The organism is Polaromonas sp. P1_G1, from assembly GCF_056405595.1.
Map to the genome: position 1 here is coordinate 43726 of NZ_JBFUBU010000024.1, position 14212 is coordinate 57937.

Here is a 14212-nt window from a genome sequence, read left to right on the forward strand (position 1 = left end):
CGCGCAACGCCGCCATGCGCCCAATCATCGGATTTATGGACATTACATCAATAGGTGGAGCGGCCGCCGGATAGGTCAAACACGGCGCCTGTTGAGAAAGAACAATCTTCGGTGCAAAGCCAGCTGACCATGGCGGCCACCTCATCGGGCGTGCCGAAGCGGCCCATGGGGATTTTAGAAAGCATGAACTGTATGAACTCCGGCGTCATCTGCTCAAAAATCGGCGTCTTGACGGCGGCCGGCGTGACGCAGTTGACGCGCACGCCAGTGTCGGCGAGTTCCTTGCCCAGGGATTTTGTCAGGGCGATCACCGCGGCCTTGCTGGCGCTGTAGGCGCTGGCATTCGGGTTGCCCTCCTTACCGGCGACCGAGGCGATGTTGACGATGCGCCCGTAGTTGCGCGCGCGCATGTGCGGCACGACTTCGCGGCAGCAGAAGAACAACCCGTTGAGGTTGACCTGCTGCACCTGCATCCACTGCTCGGGCGGATAGTCCCAGAGCTTGACGTTGGGGCCGGTGATGCCGGCCGAGTTGACCAGGGCATCAATGGCCGGGTTGTGGGCAACCGTCTGTTTGACCGCTTCCACCACGCTGGCATGGCTGCTGACATCGACGGCCACGGTGTGCACACCCGCACCCAGCGCCTCTTTGGCCTTGGCCAGCGCTTCGGGATTGATGTCCCACAAGGTGACCGTGCCGCCCGAGGCCAGCATGCGCTGCGCAACCGCAAAGCCGAGGCCGACCGCACCACCTGTCACGACGGCATGCCGCCCCTTCAGGTCGAGCTGGTTCATATGGTGATGCCGCCGTCGATGTTGTAGGCCTGGCCGGTCACAAAGGCGGCTTCATCGCTGGCCAGGAACACCACCAGCGGCGCGATTTCATGCGCCTGGGCCAAACGCCCCAGCGGCTGGCGCGCGACAAAGGCCTTGCGCGCCTCCACCGGGTCGGCATTGGCGTTGATGCGGTCCTGCAGCGAGGGCGTGTCGACGGTGCCGGGGCAGATCGCATTGCAGCGCACGCCGTCGGCCACAAAGTCGGCCGCGACGCTTTTGGTGAGGCCTATCACCGCGGCCTTGGTCGTGCCATAGATAAAACGGTTGGGCAGGCCCTTGATGCTGCTGCAGACGCTGGCCATGTTGATGATGCTGCCGCCTTTTTTAGCCTGCATTTTCGGCAGCACGGCCTGGATCATCCAGAACTGCGCGCGCACATTGAGCTGGAAGGCGAACTCGAGGTCTTCGTCGGTGGCCTGAAGCGCCGTGCCGCCGTGCACAAAACCCGCGCAATTGAACAGCACGTCCAGCGCCGGCAGGCCGCCCACCAGCTTGTGGATGGCGGCCTTGTCGAGCACATTCAGCGGCAGCGCGGTGACGTTGGCCACGCCCTGGTAGCTTTCCAGCAGTTGGGGGTTCAGGTCGGTGGCCCAGACCTGCGCGCCTTCGGCCGCCAGCGCCAGCGCGCTGGCGCGCCCAATGCCCTGGCCCGCCGCGGTGACCAGTGCTTTTTTTCCTTCAAGTCTCATCAGTGCTCCTACAGGGTTTTGCCGGATGTTGGCCCGGGGGTTTCATGGGATTATCAATTGGTCTGACCACTTGTCCAATTCTGGCTAACCCTTAAGCCGCCCCTCCCCTCCGCTTTTTCCACCCATGCCCCTGCAGACCGTCGAACCGCAACGCCTGTACCGCCAGATCGCCGAGCAGTTGCGCACGCTGATCTCCGCCGGCGAATGGGCCGTGGGCGCGCGCCTGCCGGCCGAGCGCGACCTGGCGCGGCAGCTGGGCGTGAGCCGGCCTTCGGTGCGCGAGGCGCTGATCGCAATGGAAGTCGAGGGCTGGGTCGAGGTACGCACCGGCTCCGGCGTCTACGTGCTGGACCGCAGCAAGGCGCCCAGCCCCGGCAACAGCCGGGCCGAGCAGATCCCGCCCGATGAATGGGGCCCGCTGGAATTGATACGCGCCCGCCGCGTGGTCGAAGGCGAGGTCGCCGCCATGGCCGCCACCCAGGCCAAACGCAAACATATCGATGCCATGGACAAGGCCATTGCCAGCATGAAGCTTGATGCCGACCGCGGCGTGCTGCCGCTGAATGGCGACCGCGCCTTTCACAGCGCCATCGTCGAGTCCTGCGGCAACGTGGTGCTGATTGAAACCATACAGCGCTTCTGGGACTCGCGGCGCGGCCCGCTGTTCGAGCGCCTGGGCGGCCATTTTGAGACCGTGGATTCCTGGCGTTCGGCGATCGCGGAGCACGAGGCGATTTTTGAGGCGGTGCGCAACCACAATCCCGACGCCGCGCGCGCGGCCATGCACGAACACATGGACCAGTCGCACAAGCGCTTCAGCGTGAGCTGGCGCCGGACCACCAAGCAAGCAAAAGCGCCCAAGAAATAAGAAGAAGCATCCCGCACCCGGAGATTTCCCCTCAACAGCAACTTGATCGATAAGAAAGAAAGCGAGACAAAGCATGAACTTCCTGACCCGCACCCAACGGCTGGCCGCGGCCCTGCTGCTTACCGGCCTCTGCGGCGGCGCCTGGGCCCAGCCTTACCCCAACAAACCGATTGAAGTGATGGTGGCCTTCCAGCCGGGCGGCGGCACCGACTCGCTGGCACGCGCCTACGCCGAGGCGGCCAAAAAATACACCACACAATCGCTGGTGGTCTATAACAAGCCGGGCGCCAGCGGCGCCATCGGCCTGGCCGACGTGGTGAACGCCAAGCCCGACGGCTACAAGATTGCCATGCTCTTCGTCGAGGTGACCATACTGCCGCACATGGGCATCACCAAGATCACGCAGGACGACTTCATCCCGATCGCCCGCCTCAACGCCGACCCGGCCGCCATCACGGTGCGCGCGGATTCGCCCTACAACACGATTGAAGACTTCCTGGCCGCCGCCAAAAAGACCGGCAGCGACGTGAAAGTCGGCAACGCCGGCAACGGCTCGATCTGGCACCTGGCCGCCGCCTCGCTGGAAGAAAAAACCGGCGCGAAGTTCAACCACATCCCCTTCCAGGGCGCGGGCCCTGCCGTGCTGGCCCTGCTGGGCGGCCATGTGGACGCCGTGGGCGTGAGCCCGGCCGAAGTCGCGGTGCACGTGGCCGCCGGCAAGCTGAAGATCCTCGGCGTGATGGCCGACCAGCGCGTCAAGGGTTTCGAGAACGTGCCGACGATGAAAGAACGCAAGATAGACCTGTCCATTGGCACCTGGCGCGGCCTGGGCGTGGTCAAGGGCACGCCGCCGGAAGTCGTGGAAACCATCCGGGCCTTCAGCAAGAAAGCCGCCGACGAACCCATCATGCGCGAGGTCATGGACAAGCTCAACCTGGGCTACGCCTATGCCGACGGCCCCGCCTTCAAGGCGCAGATGGTGCGCGACAACGACACCTTCAAGCAACTCGTGACCAAGCTCAACCTGAAGAACTGAGGCAACAGACCCCGGCTTCACGGCGTGCGCGCTGGCGCGCACGGCCGCTTTCCCTGTTCATGCCAGCAACACCCTTTGAGGAGACAACCATGAATGCATTCCACAACAAACGATTCGCCGTCAAAGCCATCGCCGCCTGCGCGCTGATGGCGGGGGCCCTGGGCTTTTCCGGCATTGCCTCGGCGCAGACCAAGCTCAAATGGGCGCACGTCTATGAAACCTCCGAGCCCTTCCACAAGTGGTCGGTCTGGGCCGGCGACGAGATCAAGAAGCGCACCAACGGCAAGTATGAGATCCAGGTGTTCCCGGCCTCCACGCTGGGCAAGGAGGCCGACATCAACCAGGGCCTGACCCTGGGCACGGTGGACATCATCCTTACGGGCGCGAGTTTTGCCGGCCGCACCTACCAGCCGCTGGCGATTGGCTACTTCCCCWTCATCTTCCGCGACGCCGAGCACCAGCTCAAGTTCGCCAACAGTGATGTGTTCAAGGAACTCGCCGCCGGCTATGACCAGAAGAGCGGCAACCACATCACCGCGCTCAATTACTACGGCGCGCGCCACGTGACATCCAGCGCCGCGCGCCCCATCACCAAGCCCGAAGACATGAAGGGCCTGAAGATCCGCGTGCCCGACGCGCCGGCCTATATGGCTTTCCCCAAGGCGCTGGGCGCCAACCCGACCCCGATTGCCTTCGCCGAGGTCTACCTGGCGCTGCAAAACGGCACGGTGGACGCGCAGGAGAACCCGCTGCCCACCATCGAGGCGAAAAAATTCTATGAGGTGCAGAAGAACATTTCACTGACCGGCCACATCGTCGACTCGCTGCTGACCGTGGTCTCGGGCCAGCTCTGGGGCAAGCTCAGCGCCGACGAGAAAAAGATCTTCAGCGACGTGATGCTGGAAGCCGCCGAAAAAACCGGCCGCGAGATCATCGCCTCGGAAGCCCGGCTGGTCGAGGAGTTCAAGAAAAAAGGCAACAACGTGATCACGGTCGACAAGAACGCCTTCCGCGCAGCGGTGTTGAAGAGCACCTCGCCTGCGGATCAAGGCTACCGTCAAGCCGATTACGACCGCATTATTAATTTGAAGTAGGTAGCCACCCGTAAAGCTACTGCGCGGCCCGATCTCGCACTTGCGATGCTCGCCGTACCGGAGTACGGCTGCGCTTCTCAGTGCGACCTCGGACCGCTCGCTACGCTTTTCGGGCGACTACCGGACTCTGCTGGTAAAGACAAATGAAGGAAATACGATGACTGAAAAAATCATCAGCGACGACGGTTCATTCCACACCGAAGACGAGGCGGTGGACCTGTCGGCCACCACCGTCGAGGGCTGGCTGGCCCTGGCTTTTTTCTGGGTGCTGGGCGCCACCGTGCTGTATCAGTTCGTCACGCGTTACGTCTTCAACGACTCGGCCGCGTGGACCGAGGAGATCGCGCGGTATGAGCTGATCGCCGTGGTGTTCATAGGCGCGGCCATCGGCGTGGCCAAGAACAACCACATCCAGGTGGATTTTTTCTACCGCCACATGCCGGCGAAGATGGGCCGCGTCATGTCGACGGTGACGGACGTGCTGCGCATCGCCTTTTACGGCGCGGCCGTGTTCATGACCATCCAGATGATGGAAAAAATCGGCAACCAGACCCGCATGACCATCGTCGACCTGCCCATGAACATCGTGTACGGCCTGTGCCTGCTCGGTTTTGCCGCCATGCTGGTGCGCTCGTTGCAGGTCGCCCTGATTCATTACCGCCGCGGCTACAGCGTGCTGGAACGCCCCGAATCCACCATGGAAGACCGCTGAGCGCGAAGCTCACTGCACCATCATGCTCAAAATATTTTTCCTGATCTTCATGGGCGCCGGCATTCCGGTCGCCATCGCCATGGCGGGCGCCTCGCTGGTCTACATCCTGGTCACCGGCAACCTGCCGCCTTTTGTGGTGATCCACCGCATGGTGTCGGGCATAGACAGCTTCCCGCTGCTGGCCGTGCCTTTCTTCATCCTGGCCGGCAACCTGATGAACAATGCCGGCATCACCACCCGCATCTACAACTTCGCGCTGGCGCTGGTGGGCTGGCTCAAGGGCGGCCTGGGCCACGTCAACGTGCTGGGCTCGGTCATTTTTGCCGGCATGAGCGGCACAGCGATCGCCGACGCAGCCGGCCTGGGCACCATCGAGATCAAGGCCATGAAGGAGCACGGCTATTCGTCGGAATTCGCGGTCGGCGTGACGGCCGCCTCGGCCACGCTCGGCCCCATCATCCCGCCCAGCCTGCCTTTTGTGATCTACGGCATGATGGCCAACGTGTCGATTGGCGCGCTGTTCCTGGCCGGCCTGTTGCCAGGCCTGCTGATGGCCGTGCTGATGATGCTGACCGTGGCTTACTTCGCGCATAAGAACAAATGGGGCGCCGATATCAAGTTCTCGGCCAGCAAGCTGGGCAAAGCCCTGATAGAGCTCGGCGTGGTCGCGGCCTGGCCGCTGGTGCTGTGGCTGCTGATCAGCAAGGCCGGCGCACCGGCGCAGGTCACGGTGATTGCCGGGCTCATCGCCTTGTTCGTGCTCGACAAGATTTTTAAATTCGAGGCCGTGCTGCCCATCATGACGCCGGTGCTGCTGATAGGCGGCATGACGACAGGCCTTTTCACGCCCACCGAGGGCGCGATCGCGGCCTGCGTCTGGGCCATGGTGCTGGGCTTCTTCTGGTACAAGGCGCTCAAATTCAAGATGTTCGTCAAGGTCTGCCTGGACACCGTGGAGACCACCTCCACCGTGCTCTTCATCGTGGCGGCCGCGTCCATATTCGGCTGGATGCTGACGGCCACCGGTGTGACCACGGCGATCGCCGCCTGGGTGCTGGGCTTTACCCAGAGCCCCTGGGTGTTTTTGCTGCTGGCCAACCTGCTGATGCTGTTCGTCGGCTGCTTCCTGGAGCCCACCGCCGCCATCACCATCCTGGTGCCCATCCTGCTGCCCATCACCGCGCAACTGGGCATAGACCCGGTGCATTTCGGCCTGGTCATGGTGCTCAACCTGATGATCGGCCTCTTGCACCCGCCCATGGGCATGGTGCTGTTTGTGCTGGCGCGCGTGGCGAACCTGTCGGTGGAACGCACCACCATCGCCATCCTGCCCTGGCTGGTGCCGCTGCTGCTAAGCCTGGGCATCATCACCTACTTCCCGAAAGCAGTACTCTGGCTACCGAAGATGTTTTATTGAATGGTGAACAATCACCCCCAAAGCGCCTTCGGCGCCTCCCCCTCGAGGGGGCGCCACCTGCGGCCCGGCAAAACCGGTTCCGCGATGGCACTTGATTGAAAATGCAGAGATCCACCATGACACCCTTTATCCGCCTCCATCCCGCCGATGACGTCCTGATTGCCCGCGCCCAGCTGGTGGGCGGCACCCAGGTAGAAAGCATCACCGTGCGCGGCCTGATCCCCGCCGGCCACAAGATCGCCACGCGGGCGCTGGCCGCCGGCGAGCCGATACGGCGCTACAACCAGATCATCGGTTTCGCGAGCAAGCCCATCGCGCCCGGCGAGCATGTGCACACGCACAACCTGGACATGGGCCCCGACAAGGGCGACTTCGCGCGCGATTACGCCTTCGGCGCCGACGTGAAGCCGGCGCCGGCCAAACGGGAGGCGACCTTCATGGGCATCAAGCGGCCCGACGGCCGCGTGGCCACGCGCAACTACATCGGCATCCTCTCCAGCGTGAACTGCTCGGCCACGGCCGCGCGCGCGATTTCCGACCATTTTTCGCGGCAGAACAACCCGTCGGCGCTGAAAGACTTTCCCAACGTCGACGGCGTGGTGGCGCTCACGCACGGCACGGGCTGCGGCATGGACAGCGACGGCCTGGGCCTGCAGATCCTGCAGCGCACGCTGACGGGCTATGCCACGCACCCCAACTTCGCCGGCGTGCTGGTGGTGGGCCTGGGCTGCGAATCCAACCAGATCAACGCCTGGCTGGCCCACGGCAGCCTGCGCGAGGGCGAAACCCTGCGCGTCTTCAGCATCCAGGACACCGGCGGCACGGCCAAGACCGTGGCCAAGGGCATCGCCATGATCAAGGAAATGCTGCCGCAGGCCAATGCCGTCAAGCGCGAGCCCTGCAGCGCCGCCCACATCACCATAGGCCTGCAGTGCGGCGGCTCCGACGGTTATTCGGGCATCAGCGCCAACCCGGCGCTGGGCGCGGCGGTGGACTTGCTGGTGGCTCACGGCGGCACCGCCATCCTCAGCGAAACACCCGAGATTTACGGCGCCGAGCACCTGCTCACGCGGCGCGCCGTGCGCCCCGAGATCGCCGAGAAACTGATCTCGCGCATCAAATGGTGGGAGCACTACACCCAGATCAACGATGGCGAAATGAACAACAACCCTTCGCCGGGCAACAAGGCCGGCGGTTTGACCACCATCCTCGAAAAATCGCTGGGCGCAGTCGCCAAGGGCGGCACCTCCAACCTCGAGGCGGTGTACGAATACGCAGAGCCCGTGGGTGCGCACGGTTTTGTCTACATGGACACCCCCGGCTACGACCCGGTCAGCGCCACGGGCCAGGTGGCCGGCGGCGCCAACATCATCTGCTTTACCACCGGCCGCGGCTCAGCCTACGGCTGCGCGCCCTCACCTTCGCTCAAACTCGCCACCAACTCGGCGCTGTGGAAGCGGCAGGAAGAGGACATGGACATCAACTGCGGCGAGATCATCGACGGCGGTGTGTCGGTGCAGGAGATGGGGCAACGCATTTTTGACATGGTGCTGGCCACTGCCTCGGGCGAACCCAGCAAGAGCGAAAAACACGGCTACGGCCAGAACGAGTTCGTGCCCTGGCAAGTCGGCGCCGTGATGTAAACCTCCTTCCCATCCCCGCAGCCCCATGCAAAAAAACATCCAAGCCTCAGACCTGCGGGCCCATTGCGCCCGCATCCTCGTCGCTGCCGGCAGCTCGGCGCAAGAAGCCGAAAAAGTCGCCTCCAACCTGGTGATGGCCAACCTCAGCGGCCATGACTCGCACGGCGTTGGCATGCTGCCGCGCTATGTAGATGCGGTGCTCGAGGGCGGCCTGACGCCCAACGCGCAGGTCAAGACGGTACTTGATGCCGGCGCGCTGCTGAGCCTCAACGGCCAGCGCGGCTACGGCCAGGTGGTCGGCGAGCAGGCCATGCTGCTGGGCATGGCCCGCGCGAAGGAACAAGGCAGCTGCATCCTGGCGCTGGCCGAATCGCACCACCTGGGGCGCATAGGCCATTTCGCGGAGATGGCCGTGACCCAGGGCCTGGTGTCGCTGCACTTCGTCAACGTCATGACGCGGCCGGTGGTCGCGCCCTGGGGCGGTGCCGACGGCCGCTACGGCACCAACCCCTGCTGCATCGGCATACCGCTGAAAGACAGCCCGCCCTTTGTGTTGGACTTCGCCACCAGCCGCGTGGCCCAGGGCAAGATGCGCGTCGCGCACAACCAGGGCAAGTCAGTACAGCCCGGCCTGCTGATCGACGAGCACGGCCAGCCGACCACCGACCCGGGCGTCGTGGTGGTGCCGCAGGCCAATGGTTTTTTTGGCGCGCTGATGCCTTTCGGCGAGCACAAGGGTTACGGCCTGGCTGTGGCCTGCGAGCTGCTGGGTGGCGCGCTGACCGGCGGCGGCACCTGGCACCACCCGACAGTGGGCACACGCGCCGTCTACAACAGCATGCTGACCATCCTGATTGACCCCGGCAAGCTGGGCACACAATCGGCGATGGAAACCGAGGCCCTGGCCTTTGTCGAATGGCTGCGCAAAAGCCCGCCGGCCGACGGCATACAAGCCGTGCAGATCGCCGGAGAACCCGAACGCCGCGCGCGCGTGGAGCGCGAACGGGATGGCATCGAGATCGACGCCAGCACCTGGGAAGAAATCGTCGGCGCCGCCGCCAAGGTCGGCCTGGCGAACTGAAGCCTCAGTCGAACTGCAGGCCGCCGTTCAAGTCCAGTACTTCGCCGGTGATGAAGCCACTCAGTGGATGGGCCAGGAACAGCACGCTGTGCGCCAGTTCTTCAAGCTCGCAGAAGCGGCCCACCGGAATCTTTTGCCGCAGCTCGGCCTGCCGCTCGGCGCTGACCTGTTCGGTCAGCATCTGGGTTTTCACAAAGGTGGGGGCCAGCGCATTGCAGGTTACGCCGAAGGGCGCGTATTCACGCGCGAAGCTGAAGGTCAGGGACGTGACGCCCCCCTTGCTGGCCGCATAAGCGGGCAGCGGCGACAGGCCACCGGTCTTCGCGCCGAAAGACGAGATGTTGACGATGCGGCCGAAGCCGCGCGCCTTCATGCCCGGGGCCACGCGCTGGCTCACGTAGAACACGCCGTCCAGGTTGATCCTCAGCGTTTTGTGCCAGAGCTCGGGTGTGGTCTGCTCGCAGTTGGCGTACTGCAAAAAACCCGCGTTGTTGACGCAAACGTCGATGCGTCCGAAATGCTTTTCGATCTGATCGCAGGCCGAATGCACCTGGGCATAGTCGCTCACGTCCATGACAAAGCAGGCCAGCCGGTCGCCGTGGTGGGCCAGTTCGCTGGCCACAGCTTCCGTGCGCAGGTCGGTTGCCGCAACGCGGTAACCCGCGTCGAGCAGCGCGCGCACGGTCGCCAGGCCCATGCCGGCATTGGCGCCGGTGACGAGGGCGACCTGATCTCGGATGGGAGGATGTTGGGGGATCATGGTTGAAATGTTTCCGTGTTCAGGGTTGAGGTTTGGGCGCGTGCCCGGATTTGAATTGCGCGAGCGCCTCGCCGACGCCCAGGGCCTGGATGCGTTCCAGCCAGAAGCCCACGCGTGAAGTCCAGCGCGGGTCGGCGTGGAGCACTTCGCCCCAGATGGCCGGCTGCCCAAGCAAGGCCGCCACCGTGCCGGCGACATCGCCGCGGTGCTGTTGCGGGCGCGCGGCCAGCGGCTCGACGTCGGCGCCGGCGGCCAGCCGGGCCTGCAGCGTGGGCAGCCAGCGCAAGGGAATCTTCAGCGAGCTGTCCGAGGCGATCTGGTGCACCTTGTGGTGCAGGTCCGGGTTGGCGAAACGCGCAAGCAGCGCATCGCGGTAGGCCGGCAGGCCGGGGCGCTGCAGCTGCGGCATCACGATGTCGGTCATCAGGTGATGGATGAACCAGCGGATGTCGGCGTTGGCCACGCAATCGGCCACCGTGGGCAGGCCCATGACAGCGCCCATCAGCGCAATGGCGGTGTGGCTGCCGTTGAGCATGCGCAGCTTGGCCTCTTCAAACGGCCTGACGTCCTCGACCACCTGCACGCCCGCGGCCGCCAGCGCGGCACCGTCGGCCGGGTCCACGAAGTGGCGTTCTATCACCCATTCCCAGAAGGCCTCGGTGCCCAGGGCGCAGGCGTCGTCCAGGCCGGCCACGCGGGCGGCGTCGCCACGGTGCTGCGCGGTGGCCGCGGGGACGATGCGGTCCACCATGCTGTTGGGAAAGGCGCAGTTGTTCTCTATCCACTGCGCCAGCACGGTGTCCTGCGCCGCCGCGGCATCCAGGCACAGCTGGCGCAGCTTGCCGCCGTTGCCGCTCAGGTTGTCGCAGGAGGCGATGGTCAGGCCGCCCAGGCCCGCCGCATGGCGCGCGGCCAGGCCGGCCACGAGTTGCGCCGCGAGCTCGGCGCCGTAGGCTTTTTCGGTCACGGTCAGCGTGACCCAGCGGGTGGCCGGCGCGGCGAGGGCGGCGGTGACACGGTCCGGCTCGCGCGCCGCGACACAGGTGTCCAGCACCGAGCCGACCAGCTGCCAGCGCCGCCCTTCCGCGCTCGCGATTTGCAGGGTGTAAAGCCCGTCCTGGCGGGCCAGCGCATCGGCCAGCCCGGTGCTGCGCATGGCCACGCCCAGCACCCCCCAGCGCGGGTCGCCGGCCTGCAGCAAGGCGTCGAAGACCACCGCCTGGTGGGCGCGGKGAAACGCGCCCAGGCCGAGGTGCAGCACGCCGGGTGCCAGGGCGCTTCGCGGGTAATCGGGGAGATGCAGGGAGGGTGGAACCGCCCGGTTATCCAGCACGGTTTGAGAGAGTGAGCGCATGCCTAGTGTCAGCCGATGAAAGGACTTTATTGAACAATTGGACCGACCAGTTAGCCATAGTGGTAAACCACTATTGGCCTTTATTGCCCTGAAATCCCATAATTGGTCCAACCACTTTGGAGCCACCATGGCACTTCAACTCATCCAGCCGGCCTCCCCGGACGACGCGTCCAACCCACCCCGGGCACTGTCCGACCGCTCTTACCAGCGCCTGGCCACGCAGCTGTTGGCGCTGATCGCCCAGGGCGAGTTCAAGCTCGGCGAACGGCTCCCCTCGGAGCGCGCGCTGGCCGAGCGGTTTGACGTGAGCCGCACCTCGGTGCGCGAAGCCATGATCGCGCTCGAGCTGCAGGGCGTGGTCGAGGTGCGCGGCGGCTCGGGCATTTATGTGACGCAGGTGCGCGGCAACCCTGCCTCCTCGCCTTTCATGTCGGAAACCGGCCCCGGCCCGTTTGAACTGCTGCGCGCACGCTGCCTGATCGAATCGGAAATCGCCTCGGTCGCGGCGGAAACCCGCAAGGACGGCGACCTGGACCGCATCTTCACGGCGCTCAGCGACATGCGCGAGCACATCGACAACAAGGAAGAAAACGAGGCGGCCGACCAGTTGTTCCACCTGCGCATCGCCGAGTCCACCGGCAACAGCGTGCTGCTGCAGATGGTGAGCGCCATGTGGGCCCAGGCCAAGGGCCCGGTCTGGACCAAGATCGAACACCACTTCCACACACCCGAACTGCGCCTGGCTTCGCACGCCGACCACCAGCGCATCTTCAAGGCCTTGCTGGCGCGCGACCCCATCGCCGCGCGAGCAGCGATGCGCGCCCACCTGGAGCGTGTGATCAGCGAGTTCGCGCAGGCTTGGCGATAACGCCCCCCCTGCTTTAGCCCCGACAGTTCTTCCCCCAACAACACCAAGAGAGACAAGATGAACATGCCAAAACTGAAACCCAAAGCCACCCTGGCCGGCCTGCTGCTGGGCCTGTCGGGCGCCGCGCTGCTGGCCCAGGCGCCACCGCCGGCGGGTGCCAGCCCGCGCATAGACGCGATCAAAAAATCGGGGGAGCTGCGCGTGGGCGTTCTGCAGAACTCACCCTGGCTGCTCGAGAACACCACGGGTGGCGGCCAGGCCTGGAGCGGCCCGGCCTGGACGCTGGCCAACGAATACGCGCGCCTGCTGAACGTCAAGCTGGTGCCCGTGGCGGTGTCGCATGAGACCAAGGTGCCGGTGCTGGCCGCCAACCAGGTCGACATGACCATCAGCCCACTGGGCGAAACGCCGGAGCGGCTCAAGGTGGTGGACTTCGTGATCTATTCCACCACCAGCGTCTGCATGTTCGGCCGCGCGGGCAATGACAAGCTGGCCAAGGTGAAGTCGGTGGACGACCTCAACAGCCCCGACATCACGATCGCCTACTTCACGGGCGGCGCCGAGGAGAACTGGGTCAAGGAACGCTTCCCCAAAGCCAAATTCCGCGCCGTCGCGAGTTCAGGCGCCACCGCGCCGGTGGAAGAAATCATGGCCAAACGCGCCGACGCGGCACCCATCAACCGCGTGCCCTGGGTCAACCTGAACCAGAAGGTCAAGGGCCTGACGGTGTTCCCGCATGAGAACAACTGCCAGGGCAGCAAGGAAAAAGCCTCGCCCGTGGGCCTGGCCGTCGACAAGAACCAGCAAGCCTTCATCGACTGGCTGCGCGCTGTTGAAAAAACACTGGAACCCAAGCTCGCCGCGGAAGAAAAGCGCGTGATCGAGTCACTCAAGTAAGCACCGGAAAAGCACCGGCAAACGCCACCCATTCACCCAAGAGAAAGAGACAAACCATGAACCGCATCACCTCCTCCCTGCGCCTGTGCCGGCATCTCGCGCTGGCCGCCGTCGCCACCGGCGTATCGGCCGCCGCCTTCGCCCAGACGCCGCCCGCGCCCGGCGCCAGCCCGCGCATAGACGCGATCCGCAAGGCCGGCGTGCTGCGTGTCGGCGTGGTCAACAACCCGCCCTGGCTCGCCCAGAACACCACCGGCGAAGGCGAGCCCTGGTCCGGCCCGTCGTGGCTGCTGGGCAAGGAGTTCGCCAAGCTGCTGGGCGTGAAGGTCGTGCCGGTCCCGGTCAGCCACGAAACCAAGGTGCCGGCGCTGATCGCCAACCAGATGGACATCATGATCGGCCCGCTGAACCAGAATGCCGAGCGCGCCAAGATCATCGACTTCGTGACCTTCTCCAGCACCGGCGTCTGCATGTTCGGCCGCGCCGACAACCCGAAGTTCACCAACGCCAAGACGCTGGAAGACTTCAACAAGCCCGAGATCACCATGGCCTATTTCTCGGGCGCTGGCGAGGAACCGCTGGTGCGCGAGCAGTTCTCCAAAGCCAAGCTGCGCGGCGTGGCCAACTCCGGCTCGGTCGCGCCCATCGAGGAAGTGCTGGCCGGCCGCTCGGACGTCGCGCCGCTGAACCGCATGCTCTGGCCCAACATCAACAAAAAGGTCAAGGGCCTGGCGGTTTTCCCGAAAGAAAACAACTGCCAGGACAGCAAGATCTTCGAGATCAAGACCGGCATGGGCGTGAACAAGAACGAGCAGGTCTACCTGGACTGGCTGCGTGAAGTCGAAAAACGCATGGAGCCGCAGCTGCAGGCCGAAGAAGTGCGCATGACGCAGAACCTCAAGTAAATCCGGCCCGGCCCCGTGCCGCCAGCGCGGCCCGCTGCCCTGGCAGGCGGGC

14 protein-coding genes are annotated in these 14212 nt (G+C 64.8%); 10 read left to right on the plus strand and 4 right to left on the minus strand.

The annotated features are described in order from the left end of the window. Positions 1 to 47: 47 nt before the first annotated feature. Together AC1D1Y_RS13555 and AC1D1Y_RS13560 are read right to left on the minus strand one after the other, a co-directional pair. Positions 48 to 794, minus strand: a complete 747-nt coding sequence (locus AC1D1Y_RS13555; protein ID WP_477682785.1) for an SDR family NAD(P)-dependent oxidoreductase — start codon at positions 792 to 794, stop codon at positions 48 to 50. Further along, positions 791 to 1525, minus strand: a complete 735-nt coding sequence (locus tag AC1D1Y_RS13560) for an SDR family oxidoreductase (protein WP_477682786.1) — start codon at positions 1523 to 1525, stop codon at positions 791 to 793. The genes AC1D1Y_RS13555 and AC1D1Y_RS13560 overlap by 4 nt, the downstream gene beginning before the upstream one ends. Before the next feature lie 124 nt (positions 1526 to 1649). Between AC1D1Y_RS13560 and AC1D1Y_RS13565 the strand changes: the two genes are divergently transcribed. The 7 genes from AC1D1Y_RS13565 to AC1D1Y_RS13595 all read left to right on the plus strand — a co-directional run bounded on the left by AC1D1Y_RS13565 (position 1650) and on the right by AC1D1Y_RS13595 (position 9376). Then, complete coding sequence (locus AC1D1Y_RS13565; protein ID WP_477682787.1) at positions 1650 to 2393, plus strand: FadR/GntR family transcriptional regulator; 744 nt, start codon at positions 1650 to 1652, stop codon at positions 2391 to 2393. Between the two features lie 73 nt (positions 2394 to 2466). Further along, positions 2467 to 3429, plus strand: a complete 963-nt coding sequence (locus AC1D1Y_RS13570) for a tripartite tricarboxylate transporter substrate binding protein (RefSeq protein ID WP_477682788.1) — start codon at positions 2467 to 2469, stop codon at positions 3427 to 3429. Between the two features lie 89 nt (positions 3430 to 3518). Continuing rightward, the gene (locus AC1D1Y_RS13575) at positions 3519 to 4523 is read left to right on the plus strand and encodes a sialic acid TRAP transporter substrate-binding protein SiaP (RefSeq protein ID WP_477682789.1); all 1005 of its coding nucleotides are present in this window, start codon (positions 3519 to 3521) and stop codon (positions 4521 to 4523) included. A gap of 157 nt (positions 4524 to 4680) precedes the next feature. Next, the gene (locus AC1D1Y_RS13580) at positions 4681 to 5235 is read left to right on the plus strand and encodes a TRAP transporter small permease (RefSeq protein WP_477682790.1); all 555 of its coding nucleotides are present in this window, start codon (positions 4681 to 4683) and stop codon (positions 5233 to 5235) included. Positions 5236 to 5257: 22 nt separating this feature from the next. Then, positions 5258 to 6652, plus strand: a complete 1395-nt coding sequence (locus AC1D1Y_RS13585) for a TRAP transporter large permease (protein WP_477652882.1) — start codon at positions 5258 to 5260, stop codon at positions 6650 to 6652. A gap of 116 nt (positions 6653 to 6768) precedes the next feature. Further along, entirely contained in the window at positions 6769 to 8295 is a 1527-nt protein-coding gene (locus tag AC1D1Y_RS13590) for a UxaA family hydrolase (protein WP_477682791.1), read from the plus strand. 25 nt (positions 8296 to 8320) lie between these two features. Continuing rightward, complete coding sequence (locus AC1D1Y_RS13595) at positions 8321 to 9376, plus strand: malate/lactate/ureidoglycolate dehydrogenase (protein ID WP_477682792.1); 1056 nt, start codon at positions 8321 to 8323, stop codon at positions 9374 to 9376. Between the two features lie 4 nt (positions 9377 to 9380). Here the strand turns inward: AC1D1Y_RS13595 and AC1D1Y_RS13600 are convergent, their stop codons facing one another. Both AC1D1Y_RS13600 and AC1D1Y_RS13605 read right to left on the minus strand, forming a co-directional pair. Then, complete coding sequence (locus tag AC1D1Y_RS13600) at positions 9381 to 10136, minus strand: SDR family NAD(P)-dependent oxidoreductase (protein ID WP_477678334.1); 756 nt, start codon at positions 10134 to 10136, stop codon at positions 9381 to 9383. A gap of 19 nt (positions 10137 to 10155) precedes the next feature. Continuing rightward, positions 10156 to 11490: a mannitol dehydrogenase family protein gene (locus AC1D1Y_RS13605; RefSeq protein ID WP_477682793.1), complete on the minus strand. Its 1335-nt coding sequence runs from the start codon at positions 11488 to 11490 to the stop codon at positions 10156 to 10158. A 127-nt stretch (positions 11491 to 11617) separates the two neighbouring features. Here AC1D1Y_RS13605 and AC1D1Y_RS13610 point away from each other — a divergent pair, with 127 nt between their 5' ends. From AC1D1Y_RS13610 to AC1D1Y_RS13620, 3 genes are all read left to right on the plus strand, one after another. Beyond that, a complete protein-coding gene (locus AC1D1Y_RS13610) occupies positions 11618 to 12358 on the plus strand; it encodes a FadR/GntR family transcriptional regulator (RefSeq protein WP_477652877.1) in 741 nt (246 codons plus the stop codon). Between the two features lie 63 nt (positions 12359 to 12421). Then, positions 12422 to 13255 (plus strand): substrate-binding periplasmic protein, encoded by an 834-nt coding sequence (locus tag AC1D1Y_RS13615; RefSeq protein WP_477682841.1) that lies wholly within the window; start codon positions 12422 to 12424, stop codon positions 13253 to 13255. A 56-nt stretch (positions 13256 to 13311) separates the two neighbouring features. Further along, on the plus strand, positions 13312 to 14160 hold the full coding sequence (locus tag AC1D1Y_RS13620; protein ID WP_477678332.1) for a transporter substrate-binding domain-containing protein: 849 nt from the start codon (positions 13312 to 13314) through the stop codon (positions 14158 to 14160). The last annotated feature ends 52 nt before the right edge of the window (positions 14161 to 14212 follow it).